Consider the following 20,154-nt stretch of genomic DNA (forward strand, 5'->3'; position numbering starts at 1 on the left):
TGTTCGGAATCCCGACTTTCCCCCAGAGGACGAACGATGAGCACGCTTGCCGATGTCGCAGCCCGCGCCGGCGTCTCGAAAGCGACCGCCAGCCGCGCTCTGAGCGGCAGCGGCTACGTCGCCGACGACACCAGTGAACGCGTACACGCCGCGGCCCGCGAGCTCGCGTACGTCGTGCACTCCTCGGCGCAGAGCCTGGCGACGGGCCGCACGCTGTCGGTAGGCGTGATCGTCCCCACCCTCGACCGCTGGTTCTTCTCTGAGCTGCTCAGCGGCATCCAGCAGGAACTGCTCACGTCCGGGCACGACCTGGTGCTCTACGGCAGCCGAGAGGGGTCAGCGGAACGCACCCGGCTGTTCGAAGAGATCCTGCCGCAGCGTCGCCTCGACGGCATCATCGCCGTCGGCATCCAACCCAGCGCCCGCGAGCTCGAACGGCTCATGCTCGTCGGCTCGCCCTTGGTGAGCGTCGGCTCGTACGCCGAGGGCACCAGCGCGATCTCGATCGATGACACGGCCGCTGGGCGACTCGCGACCGAACACCTCATCGACCTCGGACACCGCGACATCACGTTCCTCGGCGGTAGAGCGGATGCCGCGACACACGCCTTCGGTGACGAGCAGCGGCTCGCCGGCTACCGCGCGGCCATGAGCACCGCAGGTCTCGAAGCCGGCATCCGCCACGCTTCGGGCGAGGCGACGATGCCCGGCGGGTACGAAGCGGCGGTGCGGATGCTGGGAGACCGGCGCTCCCGTCCGACGGCGGTGGTCGCCGTCTGCGACGAAGTGGCCATCGGAGGCATCATCGCCGCGCGACGACTGGGGGTGTCCTCCCCCGCCGATCTCAGCGTGGTCGGCATCGATGACCATGCGCACGCGGAGATGTTCTCGCTGACGACCGTCCTGCAGCATCCGAAAGAACAGGGCCGTGAGGCGGTCCGCATGCTGCGCGACCGCATGGACTCACCCGGCGCGGAAACCGTGCACCGGGTGCTGCCCTCGGAGTTGATCATGCGCGCGTCGACGACGGTGCCGCGCTGATCCGGGTACACAGAAGGCCCCGGGCGAACCCGGGGCCTTCTGTGTCAGTAAGAAGTCTTACTTGAGGGTAACCGTGGCGCCGGCGCCCTCCAGGGCCTCCTTGGCCTTCTCAGCGGTCTCCTTGTTGGCGCCCTCGAGGACGGCCTTCGGAGCGCCGTCGACGACAGCCTTGGCCTCGCCGAGACCCAGCGAGGTGAGCTCGCGGACGGCCTTGATGACCTGGATCTTCTTGTCGCCAGCAGCCTCGAGGATGACGTCGAACGAGTCCTTCTCCTCCTCGGCAGCGGCATCGCCAGCGCCACCGGCTGCGCCGGCAACGGCGACCGGAGCGGCCGCGGTGACGTCGAACTTCTCCTCGAACGCCTTCACGAACTCGCTGAGCTCGATGAGGGTCAGGTCCGCAAACTGCTCCAGCAGCTCCTCAGTGGTGAGCTTCGCCATGATGTATCTCCTAATAAATGGGGTTTGTGTGAGGAAGACGCCGGACGCTTACGCGGCCTCGGCGGTCTCCAGCTTTTCGCGAAGCGCGTCGACGGTGGCAGCAGCCTTGCCCATCGTCGCCTTCATCATGCCCGCTGCCTTCGCCAGCAGAACCTCACGGCTCTCGAGCGAGGCGTACTTGTTGACCTCGTCGGCGTCGAGAGCGTTGCCCTCGAAGACGCCGCCCTTGATCACGAGAAGCGGGTTGGCCTTGGCGAAGTCACGCAGAGCCTTGGCGGTGGTGACGAAGTCACCGTGCACGAACGCGACGGCCGACGGGCCCTTGAGGCCCTCGTCCAGCGTCGTGATCCCCGCGTTGTTCGCGGCGATCTTGGTCAGCGTGTTCTTCACCACGGCGTATTCCGCGTCCTGACGGATAGCGTTGCGCAGCTCCTTGAGCTGGGCAACCGTCAGACCGCGGTACTCGGTCAGCAGGACGGCGTTCGAGCTCTCGAAAGACTTCGTGAGCTCGGCAACCGTTGCATCCTTCTGCGCCATGGTCACTCCTTCTGTGTACGGACGCCACACGGATGCGGGGCGTCGACCTTGACTGCCCACCACATGAGAAAAGCTCCGGCGCAAGCGCACGGAGCTTCAGAAAGAAATCGCACACCTGCGCGGGCCCCTGCGATGCAGTGCTTCGATCGACGCGTGCTTGCGCACATGACGATGACCGGCGGTCTTCGGTTACGTGAAGTCTACGGCATCCGACGGCCCACCCCAAATCACGCGGCGTGGGAGGGTCAAGGACCCCCACGGCTTGGGGTAGCCTCGTGGAGTGACCCCCGAACTCGAAGCCCGGATCGTCGCGGACTCCCGCGACCGGGTCGCGTGGCTTCGCGCTCGCGCACGGGGGATCACCGCAACCGATGTCGCAGGGCTCTCGGGAGACGCCTCGATCATTCGCGCCGCGGACTCCAAGCTCGGCGGCGGGCCGCGTTTCGGCGGCAACGCGTACACAGATCACGGCCGCCGTCGCGAGCCCGAGATCGCCGCGTGGGTCGCCTCGACTCACGGCATCCTGCCCTCGTCGGCGCTGTTCCACGCCGCGGTCGAGAAGCGCCATCTCGCGACGCCGGACGGCGTCTGTGTCAACGGCGAGGGCCGGGTACTGCTCGCCGAGATCAAGACGACCAACAAGTCCTGGCGCACCATCCCCCGCAACTACCTGCGGCAGGTGTGGTGGCAGCAGCACGTGCTGGGCGCCGAGCGCACGTTATTCGTGTGGGAAGAGCACGACGACTTCCGACCGCTGCACGACGAGCCCCGTTCGGTGTGGATCGACCGCGACGAGAAAGAGATCGGCCGCCTCGTCGACCTCGCGACCCGTCTGATCGACGAGTTGTATCACCGCACGACTGGTCAACGTCCTCCCACCGGCGCCGCGCCCGCCGAGAGCCGCCGCGACTCACTCCGCGAGCGCGACATGTTCCGCGCGCTCGCCCTCAGCGACTGATCTCAGCGCAACGGCACCAGCACGCGCGACGCCTCGTCGGCGACCTCTGCAGCGATCGCATCGAGCAGCGGTGAGCGCAGGTTCCACTGCTGCCAGTACAAGGGCACGCGAATGCGCGGCTCCCCCAGCTCGATCAGGTCTTCGGTCGCCTGCGGCATCGGGATCAGTCCCCATCCGAGCCCCAGCCGCACGGCGTGAGAGAAGTCGTGCGACGCCGGCACGTAGTGCCTGGGCACCGACCACGGATCGACTCCCCGCGCCCGCAGCCACCCCTGCTGCAGCGCGTCGCGCCGATCGAAATCGACGAAGGGCGCCTTGCGCAGCGCGTCGTTCGAGACACCGTCTGCGAACCAGCGCTCGAAGTAGTCGGTCGTCGCCATGGCTCGGTACTCGAGCACACCCAAGGGTGTCACCGCGCTACCGCCCACCGGCTCTGCCTCGCTGGTGACGGCTGCCATGACCTCGCCCGACTCGAGCATCCGCGCGGTGTAGTCCTGATCGTCGCGGTGCAGATCGACATCGATCGGATGCTGTCGCGCGATCCGCGCGATCGGAGACAGGAACCACGTCGCCATGGAGTCAGCATTCACGGCGAGCGGGATCCGCACGCGCGCCGCGGTCTCGACAGCGGCTTCGGGTTCGGCGTCTCCGAGACCGAAGGCCACCATCACATCGTGCTCCAGTAGCTCGACCTGACGTGCAAGGCGCACGAGCGCTTCGCCCGCCTCGGTCGCGCGCACAGGGCGCGAACGCACGAGCGCCGCCCGCCCGATCTGCTGCTCGACAACGCGCACCCGCTGGCTCACCGCCGACTGGGTGATGTGCAGTCTGCGCGCGGCCGCTTCGAAGCTGCCCTCGTCGATCACCGCGGCGATGGTCGCGGCAAGCTGCGCATCGATCTTCACATAAGCAATGCTAATGGCCGAGCACGAATCTTTGTTGGCGCTAATGATCCGTGCCTCGATACCGTGAAGGAATGCTCACCGTGCTCGCCGGCCTCGGCCTCGGCCTCTCCTTGATCATCGCCATCGGCGCGCAGAACGTCTTCGTGCTGCGGCAGGGCTTACGGCGTGAGTACGTTCTCCCGGTCGTGCTGGTGTGCGCTCTCTCTGATGCGGTGCTGATCATCGCCGGCGTCGCCGGCCTTGGACTGCTGATCGAGACCGCACCCTGGCTCGTGGTCGTCGCGCGCTGGGCGGGCGCAGCCTTCCTCGTCGGATACGGACTGGTCGCTGCCCGACGGGCCTGGCGGGGAGGGGGCGAGCTGCTCGCATCCGACGACACCGCATCCCCGGGGCCGAGCCACCCGACATCCGGGTCCGCGAGCACGATGCTGGCCCGCACCCGCCTGGCACCCACCCTGGCGACGGTGCTCGCGCTGACCTGGCTGAACCCGCACGTGTACCTCGACACGGTGCTCATGCTGGGCTCAGTCGCCGCGACACACGGCGACGGCCGCTGGTTGTTCGCGACGGGCGCCGTGATCGCCAGCTTCGTGTGGTTCACCGCGCTGGGATTCGGTGCGCGTCACCTGGGTAGATGGCTGCGTACACCGCGCGCGTGGCGGATGCTCGATGCCGGTATCGCCGTCGTGATGATCGCGCTCGGTGTGAACCTGGTGCTGCCCGTACTCTTCGGCTGAGCCGCAACGCAGAAGACCCTCACCCCGAGCGGGGTGAGGGTCTTCGAAAGCGAGTCTCAGACTCAGATGGCGTTGACGTCCAGCGGGATGCCGGGGCCGAACGTGGTCGACACGGCGCCCTTCTGGATGTAGCGGCCCTTCGCGCTCGACGGCTTCAGACGCACGATCTCTTCGAGAGCGGCGTCGATGTTCTCGTTCAGCTGCTCAGTGCTGAACGAGGCCTTGCCGACGATGAAGTGCACGTTGGCGTGCTTGTCGACGCGGAACTCGATCTTTCCGCCCTTGATCTCCTCAACGGCCTTGGCCGGGTTCGGAGTCACGGTGCCGGTCTTGGGGTTGGGCATGAGGCCACGGGGACCCAGCACCTTACCCAGACGACCGACCTGACCCATCAGCTCGGGGGTCGAGACCGCGGCGTCGAAATCGGTCCAGCCACCGGCGACCTTCTCGATCAGCTCGGCGCCACCGACCTCGTCCGCACCAGCGGCGATCGCAGCCTCAGCGGCCGGGCCGTTGGCGAAAACGATGACGCGGGCGGTCTTACCGGTGCCGTGCGGCAGCATGACGGTGCCGCGCACCATCTGGTCTGCCTTGCGGGGGTCAACAGCGAGCTTCAGCGCGACCTCGACGGTCGAGTCGAACTTCGCCGAACCGGTCTCCTTGGCCAGGGCGACAGCCTCAGCGGGAGTGTAGAAACGGTCTGCCTCGATCTTGGCGAGGGCAGCCTGGTATGCCTTGGACTTAGCCATGATTTATCCCCCTCAGTCCTCGACCGTGATGCCCATGGAACGGGCGGTGCCGGCGATGATCTTCGACGCAGCGTCGATGTCGTTCGCGTTCAGGTCGGGCTGCTTGGTCTCGGCGATCTGGCGGACCTGCTCCTTGGTGAGCTTTCCGACCTTGACCGTGTGCGGCGTGGGCGATGCCTTCGCGACACCAGCGGCCTTCTTGATCAGCTCGGCTGCCGGCGGGGTCTTCAGGATGAACGTGAAGCTGCGGTCCTCGTAGACGGTGATCTCCACGGGGATGACGTTGCCGCGCTGCGACTCGGTCGCGGCGTTGTACGCCTTGCAGAACTCCATGATGTTGACGCCATGCTGACCGAGCGCGGGGCCGATCGGCGGCGCCGGGTTGGCTGCACCGGCGTTGATCTGAAGCTTGATCAGGCCGGTCACCTTCTTCTTCGGTGCCATTCTCTTTCCTTTCATCGAGCGAATGCGGCACGCATCCGTTCTCCCGCGAACCCGGCGGTTCCGGGCTGCGGTTGCTCGCGCGCACGAGAAACGGGCGCACAAACCATCCAAGTATACCCGAGAACGCACGAACGGCCGCCCCGTTCCGGGGCGGCCGTTCGTGAATGCTGTGCGGGTCAGGCCATCTTGGTGACCTGGTCGAACGACAGTTCGACCGGAGTCTCGCGCTCGAAGAGCGAGACGAGAACCGTGAGCTTGCCGCTCTCGGGCTTGATCTCGCTGATCGAACCGGGAAGGCCCGCGAACGACCCTTCCTTGATCGTGATCGTCTCGCCGATCTCGAAGTCGACCTCAGCGGCCACCGGGCGGGCGACGGCGACGCCACCCTTGGCAGCAATGGACTTCGCGGTCGGCACATCCTTGACCTCGACGAGCGACTTCAGCATGTTGAAGGCCTCTTCGAAGCGGAGCGGTGTGGGGTTGTGGGCGTTGCCCACGAAGCCCGTGACGCCGGGCGTGTGACGCACGACCGACCAGGTGTCCTCGTTGAGCTCCATGCGCACCAGCACGTAGCCGGGGATGCGCACGCGCGTGACCATCTTGCGCTGGCCGTTCTTGATCTCGACGACGTCCTCCATCGGGACCTCGATCTGGTAGATGTCGTCCTCTACTTCGAGCGTCGACTTGCGCTGCTCGATGTTGGCCTTCACCTTGCGCTCGAAGCCGGCGTAGGAGTGGATGACGTACCACTTGCCGGGCAGCATCCGCAGATCCATGCGGAAGGCCTCGTAGGGGTCTTCCTCCGCAGGCTCATCGGCGCTGTCGCCGTCGATCTCGGGGCCGTCGTAGGGTGCCACTTCTTCAGCGGCTGCGGCCTCTGCGTCGGCGGTGTCTTCCGCCACGGCGTCGTTGAGGACCTCTGCGGCTGCTTCTGACTCAGCTGCTTCGTCCAGGTTGAGAGCGTCGTTCACGATCGCGTCTGCCTCCGGGTCTTCGATCTCGATGTCATCCGTGTCGCCGCCGAAGTTCTCGGCGTCTTCCCCGTCGCCCTCGACGTGCAAAGCCACGTGCTCGGCGGCCGTGGCCGACTGCTCCTGCTCGGCGAGGACGTTGCCCTCCTGGGACTCGTCCTCTTCACTCGACTGCTCTGCGGCTGTCGCCCAGTCCGCATCGTCGGAATATCGTTCAGACACGTTGCTTCTTTCCGTTCACTGCGACGTTCCCAGGGGTTCCTGCGGACGTCGAGGGTGCGTCAGCCGAGCGGGACTCCGAACACGACGTGCGTCAGGCTCCCGAAGATCCAGTCGAGGCCGTACACCATGCCCATCACGATCAGCACGAACACGAAGACCACGGCGGTGTACTTGACCAGCTCTTTGCGAGTCGGGGTGACGACCTTGCTCAGTTCGCCGATCACCTGGCGGAAGAACAGAGCGATGCGCCCGAAGAAGCCCAGCTTCTTCTCGCGCAGTGCGTACGGGCCTGCTGCGACGATGTCGCCGCGAACGTCGTCCTGTTCCATCCGGTACGTACCTTTCGTGAGCCAGCATGTGCGCTGACGCGCAGGGCGGACAGGAATCGAACCTGCAACCTGCGGTTTTGGAGACCGCTGCTCTGCCAATTGAGCTACCGCCCTAGAGACCTTGCGACCTCTGGGTCTACCTCCTTCGCGTGCCGTGTGGGGCACGGTGAAGGATGCAGACAACTGCTAGATCAGTGTACGGCATCCGCGGCATCCGACCGAACCGAACCGAAATCCCGGGTGATTCGCGCGGTGCACAGCCGATCAGTACTCCGCGACGCCGGTGCGCTCGGGCTCGGGGTCTCGACGGAAGCCCCGGCCGCTGATGCGCGTCGGCTCGATGCGCACGAAGACGCGCTTGAGCGTGGGGATCCACGGGCGCAGGCCGGTGTTCTCGGCCCGCTCGATGTCGGCCTCGCTCTCCAAAGCCGTCGCACGACCACGCATGATGACGCTCCACGCCTCGGTGTCGGTGTGATCATCGACTTCGAAAATCACATCGGCGTTGACCGTCAGTTCAAGCAGCTTGGTTCCGGGTGCCGTGCGGAAGATGATGCCCTCATCGTCGACCGCGTAGTTCACGGGGAAGACGTCGACGACGTCGCCGACATGCGTGACGAGCCTTCCGAGTTCCTGAGTGCGCACCAGCTCCCAACACCGCTGCTCCGGAAGAACGGTGACCGGGTCGTCGTAGAGGTTCATGCTGCGCTCCCCTCACGCGCAGGCTCGTTCATCGCGAGCAGCACCGCGAACGCGGCCCACAGCGTGACGATGCCCATCGCGGTGTCCTTGCCGTTCCAGATGCCCGACTGCCACATCGCGAACCATTCCGAGCCGACCACGATGAAGCCGAGGAACCAGATCGCGAAGCCCAGGGCGAAGGCGGCGTAGCCCCAGCCCCTGGCCCGGTCGTAGGCGGCGATGTCGGCGTTGCGCCGCAAGAACAGCAGCACACCGCCGTAGAGTGCGAGACCCGCGAAGACGCCCTCGGCGATGATGATGCCGATGTAGCCGATCGTGTGGATCACCGGGCTGTCGATCGCGCGCCACATCAACGCGTTGCCCTCGAAAGTGGTGTCCATCGACAGCACGTGCACGACGAACTGATAGTTCGAGTCGTAGTCCATCAGGTTGCCCGCGAACACGAACAACCCGAACAGTCCCGCGATGAACACGACGAATGACTGCAGCAGACGCAACGGATGTTTCATTGCTCTTGACCCTTTCGCACGAAGACGAGGTCGGCACGCGGTTCGGTGTGGTGCTCGAGCAGGATCAACTGCACGAAGCCCCACCCGTCGGCGGCGCGCTCGGTGATGACGGTCTGATAGTCGAAGGCGAACTCCCACCCCGCACGGTCTCGGCGCAACGGAACGCTGACGAAGGAGTACTCGGGTGCGGACACGCTGTGCCTCCCTTCGCGGTGGACGTCCCTTGGGCCGATCGTAACGAGATTCGCGGACGGATGCGAGAGACCCTCCGGATGCCACGGAACGGGCATCCGGAGGGTCATGGTCGCACGGATCAGGCGGTGCGGATGAGCTTCTTGTTGACGAACTCGTCGGCGGCCAGCAGGCCCATCTCGCGCGAGGTACCGCTGCGCTTGACGCCACCGAAGGGCAGCTCGGGGCTGTCGGCGAGCACCAGGTTGATGTAGACCATGCCGGCCTCGATGGCATCCGCGACGCGCTCGGCCTGCGCCGGGTCGGTGGTGAACACGTACGAGCCGAGACCGAACGAGGTGTCGTTGGCGAGCGCGACCGCAGCGGCCTCGTCGGCCACGCGGTACACGACCGCGGCGGGTCCGAACAGCTCCTCGCGATACACGTTCATGTCGGCGGTGACGTCGGCGAGGACGGTCGGTGCGAAGAACGTGCCGTTGCGGGTGCCGCCGGTCAGCAGCGTCGCGCCCTGCGCGAGTGCCTCGTCGACCTGCTGCTGCAGGCGCTCGGCGGCCGCCGTCGACGACAGCGGGCCCAGCACGGTGTCCTGCTGCGTCGGGTCCTCGGCCGAGACAGCGGCGAGGCCCGCGACGAACTTCTCGGTGAAGGCGTCGTAGAGCTCGTCGACCACGATGAAGCGCTTGGCGCCGTTGCAGGACTGGCCGTTGTTGTCGAGGCGTGCATCAACCGCGGCCTGAGCGACAGCATCCATGTCATCCGTCGAGAGCACGATGAACGGGTCGGACCCACCGAGTTCCAGCGCCACCTTCTTGAGGTTGCGCCCGGCGACCTCCGCGACGGCCGCGCCGGCGCGCTCGGAACCGGTCACCGAGACGCCCTGCACGCGCGGGTCGGCGATGATCGTCGCGGCCTGCTCGTTGGTGGCGTACACGTTGACGTACGCGCCGTCGGGCAGGCCCGCATCGCGGTAGATGCGCTCGAGCAGCGCGGCCGACTCGGGGCACTGCGGGGCGTGCTTGAGGATGATCGTGTTTCCCACCGCCAGGTTGGGGGCCGCGAAGCGTGCCACCTGGTACGCGGGGAAGTTCCACGGCATGATGCCCAGCAGGGCGCCCAGGGGCGCGCGGCGCACGACGGCACTGCCCTCGCCCAGGATGTCGAGCGGGGTGTCGCCGGTGATCTTGTCGATGTTGTCGGCGTTGTACTCGATGATGTCGGCGGCGAAGTCGACCTCACCCTCGGCCGCGGCGATCGGCTTGCCCATCTCGCGCACGATGATCGCGGCGAACTCGTCGCGACGTTCGCGGTGCAGCTGCGCGATGCGACGGATCACTTCCGCACGCTCGGCGGGCGGGGTCGCCGCCCACGTGACGGCGGCGCTCGCGGCACGGGCGACGGCATCCTCGATCTGGGCGTCGGTGAACGTCTCGAATGCGGCTTCGGTCTCGCCGGTGGCCGGGTTGACGACGGCGTAGTCGGTCATGTCGGTTCCTCGCTTCGTGTGTGGTGGCTCACGCCGGGATGAGCGTGTACTTGGTGGACAGGTACTCGTGGATGCCCTCGAAACCGCCTTCGCGGCCGATGCCGGACTGCTTGACGCCGCCGAAGGGTGCAGCGGCGTTCGAGACGACGCCCACGTTCAGCCCCATCATGCCCGTCTCAAGCGCCTCGATCATGCGGTGTCCGCGCGCGAGGTCCTGAGTGAAGACGTACGAGACCAGCCCGTACTCGGTGTCGTTGGCCAGGCGCACGGCCTCGGCCTCGTCGGCGAAGGTCGCGATCGCCAGCACGGGTCCGAAGATCTCCTCGCGCAGGATGTCGCTGCCGGCGACCACGTCGGTGAGCACGGTCGGCTGGTAGAACGTTCCGGTGCCCTCGACGGCCGCGCCGCCGGCGAGCACACGGGCCCCGCGCTCAACAGCATCGCCGACGAGCTCGGCGGCCTTGCCGACGGCATCCGCGTCGATCAGCGGGCCGATGGTGACGCCCTCTTCGGTGCCGCGTCCGATCTTCATCGCCTGCACGCGCTCGGTGACCCGGCGCGCGAACTCCTCGGCGATGTCCTCGTGCACGATGAACCGGTTCGCGGCCGTGCATGCCTGGCCGATGTTGCGGAACTTCGCGGCCATCGCACCGTCGACCGCCTTGTCGAGGTCAGCATCCTCGAAGACGACGAACGGCGCGTTGCCACCGAGCTCCATCGACACGCGCAGCACGCCCTGAGCGGCCTGCTCGATGAGCTTCTGGCCGACGCCGGTCGATCCAGTGAACGAGAGCTTGCGCAGGCGCGGGTCGGCGATGATCGGCGCCGACAGCTTGGACGACGACGAGGTCTGCACCACGTTGACGACACCGGCCGGCAAGCCCGCCTCTTCGAGCAGACGGGTGAAGAAGATCGTCGTCAGCGGGGTCAGTGCCGGCGGCTTGATGACCACGGTGCAGCCCGCGGCGAGCGCGGGGGCGATCTTGCGGGTCGCCATCGCGAACGGGAAGTTCCACGGCGTGATGAAGAACGACGGTCCGACGGGACGCTGCGAGACGATCATGCGTCCGGTGCCCTCGGGGCTGGTGCCGTAGCGACCCGTGATGCGCACGGCCTCCTCGCTGAACCAGCGCAGGAACTCACCGCCGTAGACGACCTCGCCACGGGCCTCGGCCAGCGGCTTTCCCATCTCGAGGGTCATCAGCAGCGCGAGGTCCTCCTTGTGCTCCTGCACGAGGTCGAAGGCGCGACGCAGGATGTCGCTGCGCGTGCGGGGCGGGGTCGCCGCCCACGACTCCTGCGCGGCGACGGCCGCGTCGAGCGCGCGGATGCCGTCGGCCGGCGTCGCATCGGCGATCGAGGCGATGACCTCACCGGTCGCGGGGTCGCGCACGTCGAAGGTGCGGCCCTCTTCGGCGTCGATCCACTCGCCGCCGATGAAGAGACCGGTGGGTACCCGGCCGAGCAGTTCCTGCTCGTTGGATGCGAGTGCTGTGCTCATGGGTGGTTCTCGATTCTGTGTGGGGAGGGTGGGTCAGCGGCGGCGCAGGCTCGGCGGGGCGTCGATACCCAGCGTCTCACCTCGGAAGAAGGCGGGGCGGCGGATCGCGTTGATGATCATCACCACGATCCCGACCCCGATGATGAGCATGCCGAGGATGAAGACGATGCCGACTCCGCCGATCTCGGTGCCCGAGCCGTAGGCCGGGTCCATCGAGTCGATCAGCGTGGTGAAGAACAGCACCGCGAGCAGGATGCCGCCGATGAGCGGGAACAGGAAGGTGAAGAACACGTTGCGCGCCGAGTCGAACCACTGCTTGCGGAAGTACCACACGCACGCGAACGCCGTGATGCCGTAGTAGAAGCAGATCATCATGCCCAGCGTCAGGATGGTGTCCCACAGGGTGTCCTCGCTGACGACGCGCATGATCGCGTAGAACGCCGAGGCGACGATGGCCGACACGATCGTGGCGTAGCCGGGGGTGAAGAAGCGCGGGCTGACCTTGGCGTACGCCGAGGGCAGTGCCCCGTAGTGCCCCATCGCCAGCAGCGTGCGCGCAGGACCCACGAATGTGGACTGCAGCGACGATGCCGAGCTGGTGAGCACGGCCAGCGATACCAGGAACGCCAGCGGGCCGAGGATCGGTCCCGACAGGTGGAAGAAGACGTTCTCCTGGATGCCCTCGTTACCCAGGCCCAGCTCACCGGTGCCGACGCCGGCGTACATGATCATCGCGACCGACAGCAGCAGGTACAGCGACACGATGGTCAGCACGGTCACGGTCGCCGCGCGTCCCGGCGTGCGCTCGGGGTCCTTGGTCTCCTCGTTCATCGTCAGGGTGACATCCCAGCCCCAGAAGATGAAGATCGACAGCGACAGACCCGCCGCGAACGCGCTGAACGACGAGACCTCGAACGGGTTGAACCAGGACGGATCGAACGGCTGGAAGTCGAAGCCGTTGCCCGAGACGGCCTGGCTGATCGCGGCGACGGCGAAGAACACCAGCACGAGCAGCTGGAACCCGACCAGCCAGTACTGCAGCTTCTGCGTGGTCTTCATGTCGCGGTACGAGATGAAGGTGGCGCCGAGCATGAACAGCAGGCAGACGGCGATGTTGATCCAGGTGATGCCGGCGAGGTCGGCGATGGCGGGATCGCGGGTGATCTGCGACAGCAGCAGGAACAGGAAGTCCACGGCGACGCCGGCGAGGTTCGACAGCACCAGAATGGTCGCGACGACCAGGCCCCATCCGGCCATCCACCCCACCCAGGGGCCGAAGGCGCGGGCCGCCCACGTGAACGAGGTGCCGGCATCCGGCATCTGGCGGTTCAGCTCGCGGTACCCGAAGGCGACCAGCAGCATCGGGATGAAGCCGACGAGGATGATCGCCGGGATCTGCGATCCGACCTCGGATGCCGTCGGTCCGACGGCCGCGGTGAAGGTGTACGCGGGCGCGATGCACGAGATACCGATCACGACGGCTCCGAGCAGACCGACGGTTCCGCTGCTCAGACCCTTGCGGGAGATACCGGTGGTGACCGGGTCCGGCACGACGCTGTGCGATTTCTGGGACATTCTGTGGCCTCAGGCCTTTCCGGTGCCGCGGGTGCGGGGAACGACGATCATGGGGACGGGCAGCTCGTGCAGCATCTTGGCCGCGGTCGAGCCGAGGAACAGCCGGCGCGGTTGCGCGAGCCGACTGGAGCCGACGAGAACGATCTCGCCCGGCTCCCACGGCAGGTGTGCGACAGCATCCTCGACGCTGTCTCCGGTCGCGCGCTCGACGGTCGCCTCGACGCCCGCGGGCAGCGCCTCGCGCGCCTGCGCGAGCACATCGCCGCCGTGCGAGTTGCGCACGAGGGTGATGGCGGCGGTGTCGAGTCCGGCCGGGGTGTCGAACGGGACGAGCGAGATCAGCCGCAGTGATCCGCCGCTGGCTCGGGTGAAGGCGACGGCCTCCTCCAGGAGGACGTCCGAGCCCTCCCTGGTGCCGATCGCCGCGCTCACGCGCGTGATGGGCAGGGCGAGATCGACGTCCTCTGCCGAGCCGGCCGTCGCCAGCGCGACGGGGATCGGCGACGAGTGCACGAGGTCGGATGCCACCGAACCGAGCCGGTGTCGACCGAAGGCGCTGGTACCGGCGGCACCCACGACGATCAGTCGCGCGTCGAACTCCTCGGCGGCGGCGATGAGTCCCGCCGCGAAGGAGTCGCCGAAGCGCACATGCCCCATGCGCTCGACGTCGTCGGGGATCGTGGCGGATGCCGTCCGCAACCACTCCTGCGCCTGGCGGCGGATGTGGTCGACGTAGGCGCGCTCGGGCGGCACGGCCGCGTTGCGGGTGCCCTCGGCGGGCAGCACGACGACCAGGTCGAGGCGCATGCCGAGGCCGCGGGCCAGGCGCACGCCCAGAGCCAGGGCGTCGGCGCCGGCCGGCGTCGCGGTGTATCCGATGACGATCGACGAAGGGCTCATGCGCGGCTCTGCTCGATGATGCGGGTGGCCGCCAGGCGACCCATCCGGATGGCGCCGTCGACGTGCTGGTAACCGGCACCGGCCATGTCGGAGCAGGCGAAGTGGATCGGCCCGACGGGCGTGCGCAGGTCGCTTCCGTAGCGGTGGAGCCCGCCCATGTCGAAGCTGGCGGCGTACGCGCCGCGGGTCCATTCCTCGCTGCCCCAGTCGCTCTCGTAGTACACGACCGGGTTCTTCGCCTCGGGACCGTAGTAGTGCGACAGCGACTCCAGGATGCGCTCCTTGCGCTCCTCGGCCGACAGGGTGAACAGGTCGTCGGCGTTCTGGTCGCTGACGAAGCCGACGAGGGTGCCGCGCTCGTCGCCGTGGTTGGTGTTGTCGTAGGCCTCGTGCGAGAGCTCGTACGGGCTGAAGGCGGTGCCGCTGAGCCCCTGCTCGCGCCAGAACGGACGATCGTAGACGGCGTGCACCTTGATGACGAAGCCCATCGACAGGTGCTGGTGCAGCTGGTGCTGCCGGCGCGGCAGTGCTGGCACGAACGAGATGCGGTCGTACAGCACCGGCGCGTGTGCCAGGATCGCGAAGCGGGCACGGACGGTGGTGTCGTCGGTGGTGGCGGTCACGCCGGCATCGCCCCACTCGAGCGAGCGCACCGGCTGGTTCAGCAGCACGTCCTCGGCGAGGCGCTCGGCCAGCAGCAGCGGGACCTGCTGGAGTCCGCCGACCACACGCTTGTCGAGGATGAAGTCGGCGTCGACGAGGTTCGAGTACGACCCGGCGGATGCGGCCATCAGCAACGACTGCAGGAGCGAGAACGTGTGCGTCGGCTTGGTGAGCATGGCCGATCCGGTGGCGAAGGCGAGGTTGCGAACGGCCTCGTCGTCGTCGGTCTGCGAGCGCAGCCAGGCGTCCCACGTGACGGCATCCCACTCGGCGGCGTTCGGGTGCTCCCACGGGCTGTCGGGGTCGATCTCGGCGACCATCCGGTCGAGGCGCTCGGTGATCTCGTCGATCACACGCTCGGTCTCGGGGGCGACTGGGAACATCTCACCGGTGAACCGGCTGACGGTGCCGTCCGGTCCGATGTACACACTGTCGCCCTCGCGGTAGCGACTGTACGTCTCCAGTCCGAGCTCGTCGATCGTCTCGATGAGGGCGTCCTGATCGGGCGAGACCCACTGTCCGCCGATCTCGAGCATCGCGCCGTCGATGACGTCGGTCCACAGGCGGCCGCCGACGCGGTCACGCGCCTCGAGGACGGCCACCGACAGGCCTGCCTTGCGCAGTTCGTTGGCCGCGGTGAGCCCGGCTGCGCCGGCGCCCACGATCAGCACGTCGCGGTTGATCTCGGTCATGTGCACTTTCCTTCGTTCTCGAGGCCGTTCTCGGAGCATGTTGTGTGTGCCGGCCGCGGCCCGATATCCCCCGATACGGGCCGCGGCCGGCAGTCTGTTAGGCCGAAGCCAGGGCGTCGGCGACGACGTCGATGCCTTCGCCCAGCAGCTCGTCGCTGATCGACAGCGGCGGCAGGAACCGGATGACGTTGCCGTAGGTGCCACAGGTGAGCACGATCACGCCAGCGGCGATGCAGGCCTTGGCGACGGCAGCGGTCAGTGCGGCGTCCGGCGCGTTCGTCTCGGGGTCGACGAACTCAGCGGCGATCATTGCGCCGTGGCCGCGGACGTCGCCGATGCGGGCGTCGGATGCCTGCATCCGGGAGAGTCGGTCGGTGAGCAGCGCGCCGATCTGCTGGGCGCGCTCGATCAGTCCTTCGTTCTCGAAGGCGTCGATGGCGGCGAGCGCGGCGGCGCACGCGATCGGGTTGCCGCCGTAGGTGCCGCCGAGGCCGCCAGCGTGCGAGGCGTCCATGATCTCGGCGCGTCCGGTGACGGCCGCCAGCGGCAGGCCCGCGGCGATGCCCTTGGCGGTGGTGATCAGGTCGGGCTCGATACCGAAGATCTCGCTGGCGAACATCGCTCCGGTGCGGGCGAAGCCGGTCTGCACCTCGTCGGCGATGAATACCACGCCGTTGGCGCGGCACCACTCGGCGATTGCGGGCAGGAACCCGTCGGCGGGCACGATGAAGCCACCCTCACCCTGGATGGGCTCGATGATGACAGCGGCGAGGTTATCGGCGCCGATCTGCTTCTCGAGCTGCAGGATGGCGCGGGCCGCGGCCTCCTGGCCGCTGAGGCCGTCGCGGAACGGGTACGACATCGGTGCGCGGTACACCTCGGGGGCGAAGGGACCGAAGCCGCTCTTGTAGGGCATCGACTTAGCGGTCAGCGCCATGGTGAGGTTGGTGCGGCCGTGGTAGCCGTGATCGAAGGCGACGACGGCCTGGCGGCCGGTGTGCTTGCGGGCGATCTTGATCGCGTTCTCGACGGCCTCGGCGCCCGAGTTGAACAGCGCGGTCTTCTTGGCGAAGTCGCCGGGGGTGACGCGGTTGAGTGCTTCGGCGACGTCGATGTACGACTCGTAGGGCGAGACCATGAAGCAGGTGTGCGTGAACTGCGCGGCCTGCGCCGCGACGGCCTCGACGACCTTCGGGTGTGCATTGCCGACCGAGGTCACTGCGATGCCCGATCCGAGGTCGATGAGCGAGTTGCCGTCGGCGTCGACGATGACTCCGCCGCCGGCGGCGACGGCCGCAATCGGCGCGGTGTGTCCGACGCCCGCGGGAACGGCCTGCGCCTTGCGGGCGAGGATCTCCGCCGAGCGCGGGCCGGGAAGAGCGGTGACGACGCGGCGCTCCTGGGGAAGGCCGGGGCCGCCGAAGGGAAGGGCTGCGGAATCTGCGTCGGAACGAGTCATGATGGCGACTGTACGAGCCGCAGGGGCCCGATGCACTCGCCGAAGCGTACAATTCTGCCAAGGGGTTCGCCCTGACGTATAGCAGCTTGAGAGGTGGCCGTGGACGATCCCACTCTGCGCACCCTGTTGCGCCGACGTGACCTCGAGCTGACGCTCCTGTCGCCCACGGAGGCCAAGGTTGGCGATCGCCTCGATCGCCCCCTGCGGTGGGTGCACAGCTCGGATCTCCTCGACCCGACCCCGTTCCTCGCCGATGACCTGCTGCTGCTGACCACGGGCACCCAGCTCACCGACGGCGACGCGGCACAGGCGCAGGCCTACGTGACCCGACTCGCCGATCGCGGGGTCGCCGGCCTCGGCTTCGGAGCCGACGTGCACCACGCCGGCGCTCCCCGCGAGCTCATCGCCGCATGCGCCGCACTGGGGATGCCCCTGTTCGAGGTGCCCTACCGCACACCGTTCATCGCCGTGGCCAGGGCGCACGCCGAGGCGATCGCCGCTCAGGCGTACGCCCGGCGCTCCTGGGCACTCGATGCGCAGCGGGCACTCGCGATCGCCGCGCTGCGACCCCGCGGACTCGAGTCGACGCTGAGCGAACTGGCCCGCCGGATCGACGTCTGGGTCGGGATGTTCGATGCCGGCGGAGCGCTCACGCACGAGCATCCGACGCGCTCTCTCGCCGAGCCCGCTGCTGCCGACCTGTCAGCACACGTGGGCGAGCTCCTTGCCCGCGGCGCGCAGGCCGCCCAATCGGTCACCGCCGACGGTCAGCCTTTTCTGCTGTTCACCCTGGGGCGCGGCGGCCACCTGCGCGGCGTGATCGCGCTGGCCACCGACGCCCTCGACCCCGAGGCGCGCACGGTGGTCACCTCGGTGATCGCGATGGCGGGCCTGGCCAGGGAGCAGAGCGAGCAGCTCAACCGCAGCCGGGCGCGATTGCACAGCCAGGTGCTCCAGTCGCTCCTGCGGGACGACCCGGCGCTGGCGCGCCGCGTGCTCGGCTCACTGCCCGTCGCGCCCGTCCTGGTCGGTGTCGCCTCGGCGGATGCCCCCGCCGAGGCGATCGTGGAATGGTGCGAACGCCGCCGCTCGGAGGACGGCCTGGCATACTTCGGCGCGGCCGCCCCCAGTGGCATGGTGCTGGTCGTCTCCGCCGCGCAGGAACAGGTCTACGCTCAGATCGCCGATCGCTTCTCGGTGCAGTGGGGGGTTTCGGCGGCGGACGGGTACGGGTCGTTCGCGCGCATGCACGAACAGGCGGTGTTCGCGCTGGGCCGCAGCGGCGATGCGGTCACCCGCTATGCGGACACGGCGAGCGCGAGCATGATCGGCGCGCTCAGCACCGACGAGGCGCGCCTGGTCGCCGAGTCACGCCTGGCCCCCATCCGGCAGGTCGACGCCGCGTCGGGCAGCGACCTGGAACGCACCCTGCGCGTCTGGCTGGAGCACGACGCCGTGCTCGATGCGTCCGCGAACGCGCTCGGCGTGCACCGGCACACCCTGCGCAGTCGCATCGCACAGGCATCCGCGCTGCTCGGCGTTGATCTGGCGACCTTCCCGGCCCGCGCCGAGCTGTGGATCGCCCTGCACGCCGCCGGCGAGTGAGCGGCATCCGCCCCGCCTGAGCAAGCGTGCCGCGGCCGCTCAGGCCGGCGCGTGCGCCTCGAGGAACTCGTACACGTCGGTGCTGTCGACGCCGGGGAACGCGCCGGTCGGCAGGGTGGCCAGCAGCGTGCGCGGCGTGCGGACGTTCGGCCAGGAGTGCTGCCGCCAGCGCTCCTCGAGTTCGGCGGGAGCACGGCGACAGCAGGTCTCGACCGAGTGCTTCGACACGCCGCGGTTGTTCGTGTCGCGCCCGACGAACCAGCGGGTGTCGTCGAAACGCACCCCCACGCTCACCGAATGCAGGCCTTCGCTGGACGGCTCGACGCGGGCCGTGCACCAGTACGTGCCGTTGCCGGTGTCGGTGTACTGGTAGTACGGGTTGAAGCGGTCTTCGACGTCGAACACCACCCGGCTCGTCCAGCGACGGCAGCACATCTGCCCCTCGATGGATCCGAGCCGGTCGGTCGGAAAGTTCACGTCGTCGTTCTCATACGCCTTGGTGATCGTTCCCGACTCGTGCACCTTCAAGAAGTGCACCGGGATGTCGAGGTGCCGCGTGGCGAGGTTCGTGAACCGGTGCGCCGCCGTCTCGTACGACACCGAGTAGGCGTCGCGCACGTCTTCGATCGAGATGGCGCGACGTGACTTCGCCTCCTGCAGCACCGGCACCACGTGCGCCTCGGGGACCAGCAGCGCGCCGGTGAGGTAGTTCGTCTCGACCCGCTGACGCAGGAACTCGGCGTAGCTGCGCGGTTCACCGTGGCCGAGGATGCGACTGGACAGGGCCTGCAGCACCGCGGTACGGGCGTCGCCCTTGGCGGGGATGCTGCTGGAGAGGTACAGCCGCCCGTGCGCGAGATCGGCGACGCTGCGCGTCGTCTGCGGCAGGTCGGGCGCGTAGTGCAGGGTGAAACCCAGGTGCGCGGCGATCTCGGATGCCGTCCGCTGGGTGATCGGACCACCGGGGTGCCCGACGGCGGCCAGGATCTGCGCGGCGTGCTGCTCGAGCTCGACGAAGTAGTTGTCCTGCGTGCGCATCAGGTGACGCAGCTCGACGTTGGCCCGCCGCGCCTCTTCGGGAGTCGCCGACCGTTCATCGCGCAACCGTTCGATCTCGCCGTGCAGCGCGAGCATCGCCTCGAGCGCCTCATCGGGGATCGTCTTGGCGATGCGGAACGCCGGGATGCCCAGCGCCTGGAAGGTCTGCCCCTTCATGGCCCGTTCCAACGCGATCTCGCGAGTGCTGCGCTCGTCGAGCGGCTCACCCTCGAGCAGACCATCGAGACCCGTGCCCAGCGCACGGGCGATCGACTGCAGCAGGGTCAGCTTCGGCTCGCGCTTGCCGGTCTCGAACATCGACACCTGGCTGGGTGCACGATCGATCCGCGCCGCGAGGTCTTCGAGCGTCATCCCCTGCGCGGTGCGCAGCTGTCGGATGCGGCGCCCGATCGTGAGGGCGTCCGGTTCTTCTACCGTTTCGGGCTGACTCATGCCGAGCAGTCTGTCACAAAAACAGAAATTCCATCAAACTTCTCCCCC

Annotated in this window: 21 protein-coding genes and 1 tRNA gene; 4 read left to right on the top strand and 18 right to left on the bottom strand. The window is 67.9% G+C overall.

Going from position 1 to position 20,154, the window contains the following annotated elements; genetic code table 11:
- The first annotated feature begins 36 nt into the window (after positions 1–36).
- Entirely contained in the window at positions 37–1,041 is a 1,005-nt protein-coding gene (locus PTQ19_RS12325; RefSeq protein ID WP_206821874.1) for a LacI family DNA-binding transcriptional regulator, read from the top strand.
- 57 nt (positions 1,042–1,098) lie between these two features.
- Here PTQ19_RS12325 and rplL read toward each other — a convergent pair whose 3' ends face one another.
- Both rplL and rplJ read right to left on the bottom strand, forming a co-directional pair.
- Positions 1,099–1,482, bottom strand: coding sequence for a 50S ribosomal protein L7/L12 (gene rplL, locus PTQ19_RS12330; RefSeq protein WP_179410110.1), 384 nt, complete (start codon positions 1,480–1,482; stop codon positions 1,099–1,101).
- A 48-nt stretch (positions 1,483–1,530) separates the two neighbouring features.
- A complete protein-coding gene (gene rplJ / locus PTQ19_RS12335) occupies positions 1,531–2,019 on the bottom strand; it encodes a 50S ribosomal protein L10 (RefSeq protein ID WP_179410109.1) in 489 nt (162 codons plus the stop codon).
- A 280-nt stretch (positions 2,020–2,299) separates the two neighbouring features.
- On the opposite strand from rplJ, the gene PTQ19_RS12340 reads away from it, so the two are divergent.
- Complete coding sequence (locus PTQ19_RS12340) at positions 2,300–2,977, top strand: YqaJ viral recombinase family protein (RefSeq protein ID WP_179410108.1); 678 nt, start codon at positions 2,300–2,302, stop codon at positions 2,975–2,977.
- 2 nt (positions 2,978–2,979) lie between these two features.
- Here PTQ19_RS12340 and PTQ19_RS12345 read toward each other — a convergent pair whose 3' ends face one another.
- A complete protein-coding gene (locus tag PTQ19_RS12345) occupies positions 2,980–3,882 on the bottom strand; it encodes a LysR family transcriptional regulator ArgP (protein ID WP_206824496.1) in 903 nt (300 codons plus the stop codon).
- Positions 3,883–3,953: 71 nt separating this feature from the next.
- Here PTQ19_RS12345 and PTQ19_RS12350 point away from each other — a divergent pair, with 71 nt between their 5' ends.
- Positions 3,954–4,619: a LysE/ArgO family amino acid transporter gene (locus PTQ19_RS12350; RefSeq protein WP_274367553.1), complete on the top strand. Its 666-nt coding sequence runs from the start codon at positions 3,954–3,956 to the stop codon at positions 4,617–4,619.
- A gap of 62 nt (positions 4,620–4,681) precedes the next feature.
- Here the strand turns inward: PTQ19_RS12350 and rplA are convergent, their stop codons facing one another.
- From rplA to gabT, 14 genes are all read right to left on the bottom strand, one after another.
- Positions 4,682–5,368 carry a 50S ribosomal protein L1 gene (rplA, locus tag PTQ19_RS12355; protein ID WP_206551497.1) on the bottom strand — a complete coding sequence of 229 codons (687 nt, stop codon included), beginning with the start codon at positions 5,366–5,368 and terminating at the stop codon, positions 4,682–4,684.
- Positions 5,369–5,380: 12 nt separating this feature from the next.
- Positions 5,381–5,812, bottom strand: a complete 432-nt coding sequence (gene rplK, locus PTQ19_RS12360; protein ID WP_179410104.1) for a 50S ribosomal protein L11 — start codon at positions 5,810–5,812, stop codon at positions 5,381–5,383.
- 176 nt (positions 5,813–5,988) lie between these two features.
- Positions 5,989–7,005: a transcription termination/antitermination protein NusG gene (gene nusG, locus PTQ19_RS12365; protein WP_274367554.1), complete on the bottom strand. Its 1,017-nt coding sequence runs from the start codon at positions 7,003–7,005 to the stop codon at positions 5,989–5,991.
- 59 nt (positions 7,006–7,064) lie between these two features.
- Positions 7,065–7,334, bottom strand: a complete 270-nt coding sequence (secE, locus tag PTQ19_RS12370; protein WP_179410102.1) for a preprotein translocase subunit SecE — start codon at positions 7,332–7,334, stop codon at positions 7,065–7,067.
- Positions 7,335–7,375: 41 nt separating this feature from the next.
- A tRNA-Trp gene (locus tag PTQ19_RS12375) sits at positions 7,376–7,448 on the bottom strand.
- A gap of 150 nt (positions 7,449–7,598) precedes the next feature.
- Positions 7,599–8,036, bottom strand: a complete 438-nt coding sequence (locus tag PTQ19_RS12380; protein ID WP_274367555.1) for a pyridoxamine 5'-phosphate oxidase family protein — start codon at positions 8,034–8,036, stop codon at positions 7,599–7,601.
- Positions 8,033–8,545: a DUF2165 family protein gene (locus tag PTQ19_RS12385; protein WP_179410100.1), complete on the bottom strand. Its 513-nt coding sequence runs from the start codon at positions 8,543–8,545 to the stop codon at positions 8,033–8,035. Before PTQ19_RS12385 ends, PTQ19_RS12380 begins: the two co-directional genes overlap by 4 nt.
- The gene (locus PTQ19_RS12390) at positions 8,542–8,739 is read right to left on the bottom strand and encodes a DUF4177 domain-containing protein (RefSeq protein WP_179410099.1); all 198 of its coding nucleotides are present in this window, start codon (positions 8,737–8,739) and stop codon (positions 8,542–8,544) included. The genes PTQ19_RS12385 and PTQ19_RS12390 overlap by 4 nt, the downstream gene beginning before the upstream one ends.
- 119 nt (positions 8,740–8,858) lie before the next feature.
- Entirely contained in the window at positions 8,859–10,220 is a 1,362-nt protein-coding gene (locus PTQ19_RS12395) for an aldehyde dehydrogenase family protein (RefSeq protein ID WP_206551494.1), read from the bottom strand.
- 28 nt (positions 10,221–10,248) lie between these two features.
- Positions 10,249–11,721, bottom strand: coding sequence for an NAD-dependent succinate-semialdehyde dehydrogenase (locus tag PTQ19_RS12400; protein WP_179410097.1), 1,473 nt, complete (start codon positions 11,719–11,721; stop codon positions 10,249–10,251).
- Between the two features lie 33 nt (positions 11,722–11,754).
- Positions 11,755–13,296 (bottom strand): APC family permease, encoded by a 1,542-nt coding sequence (locus PTQ19_RS12405; RefSeq protein WP_179410096.1) that lies wholly within the window; start codon positions 13,294–13,296, stop codon positions 11,755–11,757.
- A 9-nt stretch (positions 13,297–13,305) separates the two neighbouring features.
- On the bottom strand, positions 13,306–14,196 hold the full coding sequence (locus tag PTQ19_RS12410; RefSeq protein ID WP_179410095.1) for a universal stress protein: 891 nt from the start codon (positions 14,194–14,196) through the stop codon (positions 13,306–13,308).
- Complete coding sequence (locus PTQ19_RS12415) at positions 14,193–15,551, bottom strand: flavin monoamine oxidase family protein (RefSeq protein ID WP_206824481.1); 1,359 nt, start codon at positions 15,549–15,551, stop codon at positions 14,193–14,195. Before PTQ19_RS12415 ends, PTQ19_RS12410 begins: the two co-directional genes overlap by 4 nt.
- Positions 15,552–15,648: 97 nt before the next feature.
- Positions 15,649–17,010: a 4-aminobutyrate--2-oxoglutarate transaminase gene (gene gabT / locus PTQ19_RS12420; protein ID WP_274367556.1), complete on the bottom strand. Its 1,362-nt coding sequence runs from the start codon at positions 17,008–17,010 to the stop codon at positions 15,649–15,651.
- A gap of 99 nt (positions 17,011–17,109) precedes the next feature.
- On the opposite strand from gabT, the gene PTQ19_RS12425 reads away from it, so the two are divergent.
- The gene (locus PTQ19_RS12425; RefSeq protein WP_274367557.1) at positions 17,110–18,615 is read left to right on the top strand and encodes a helix-turn-helix domain-containing protein; all 1,506 of its coding nucleotides are present in this window, start codon (positions 17,110–17,112) and stop codon (positions 18,613–18,615) included.
- Positions 18,616–18,654: 39 nt separating this feature from the next.
- Here PTQ19_RS12425 and PTQ19_RS12430 read toward each other — a convergent pair whose 3' ends face one another.
- On the bottom strand, positions 18,655–20,106 hold the full coding sequence (locus PTQ19_RS12430; protein ID WP_206551489.1) for an XRE family transcriptional regulator: 1,452 nt from the start codon (positions 20,104–20,106) through the stop codon (positions 18,655–18,657).
- Positions 20,107–20,154: the final 48 nt, after the last annotated feature.

It is taken from the genome of Microbacterium esteraromaticum (genome assembly GCF_028747645.1).
Taxonomy (GTDB): Bacteria; Actinomycetota; Actinomycetes; order Actinomycetales; family Microbacteriaceae; genus Microbacterium; species Microbacterium esteraromaticum_C.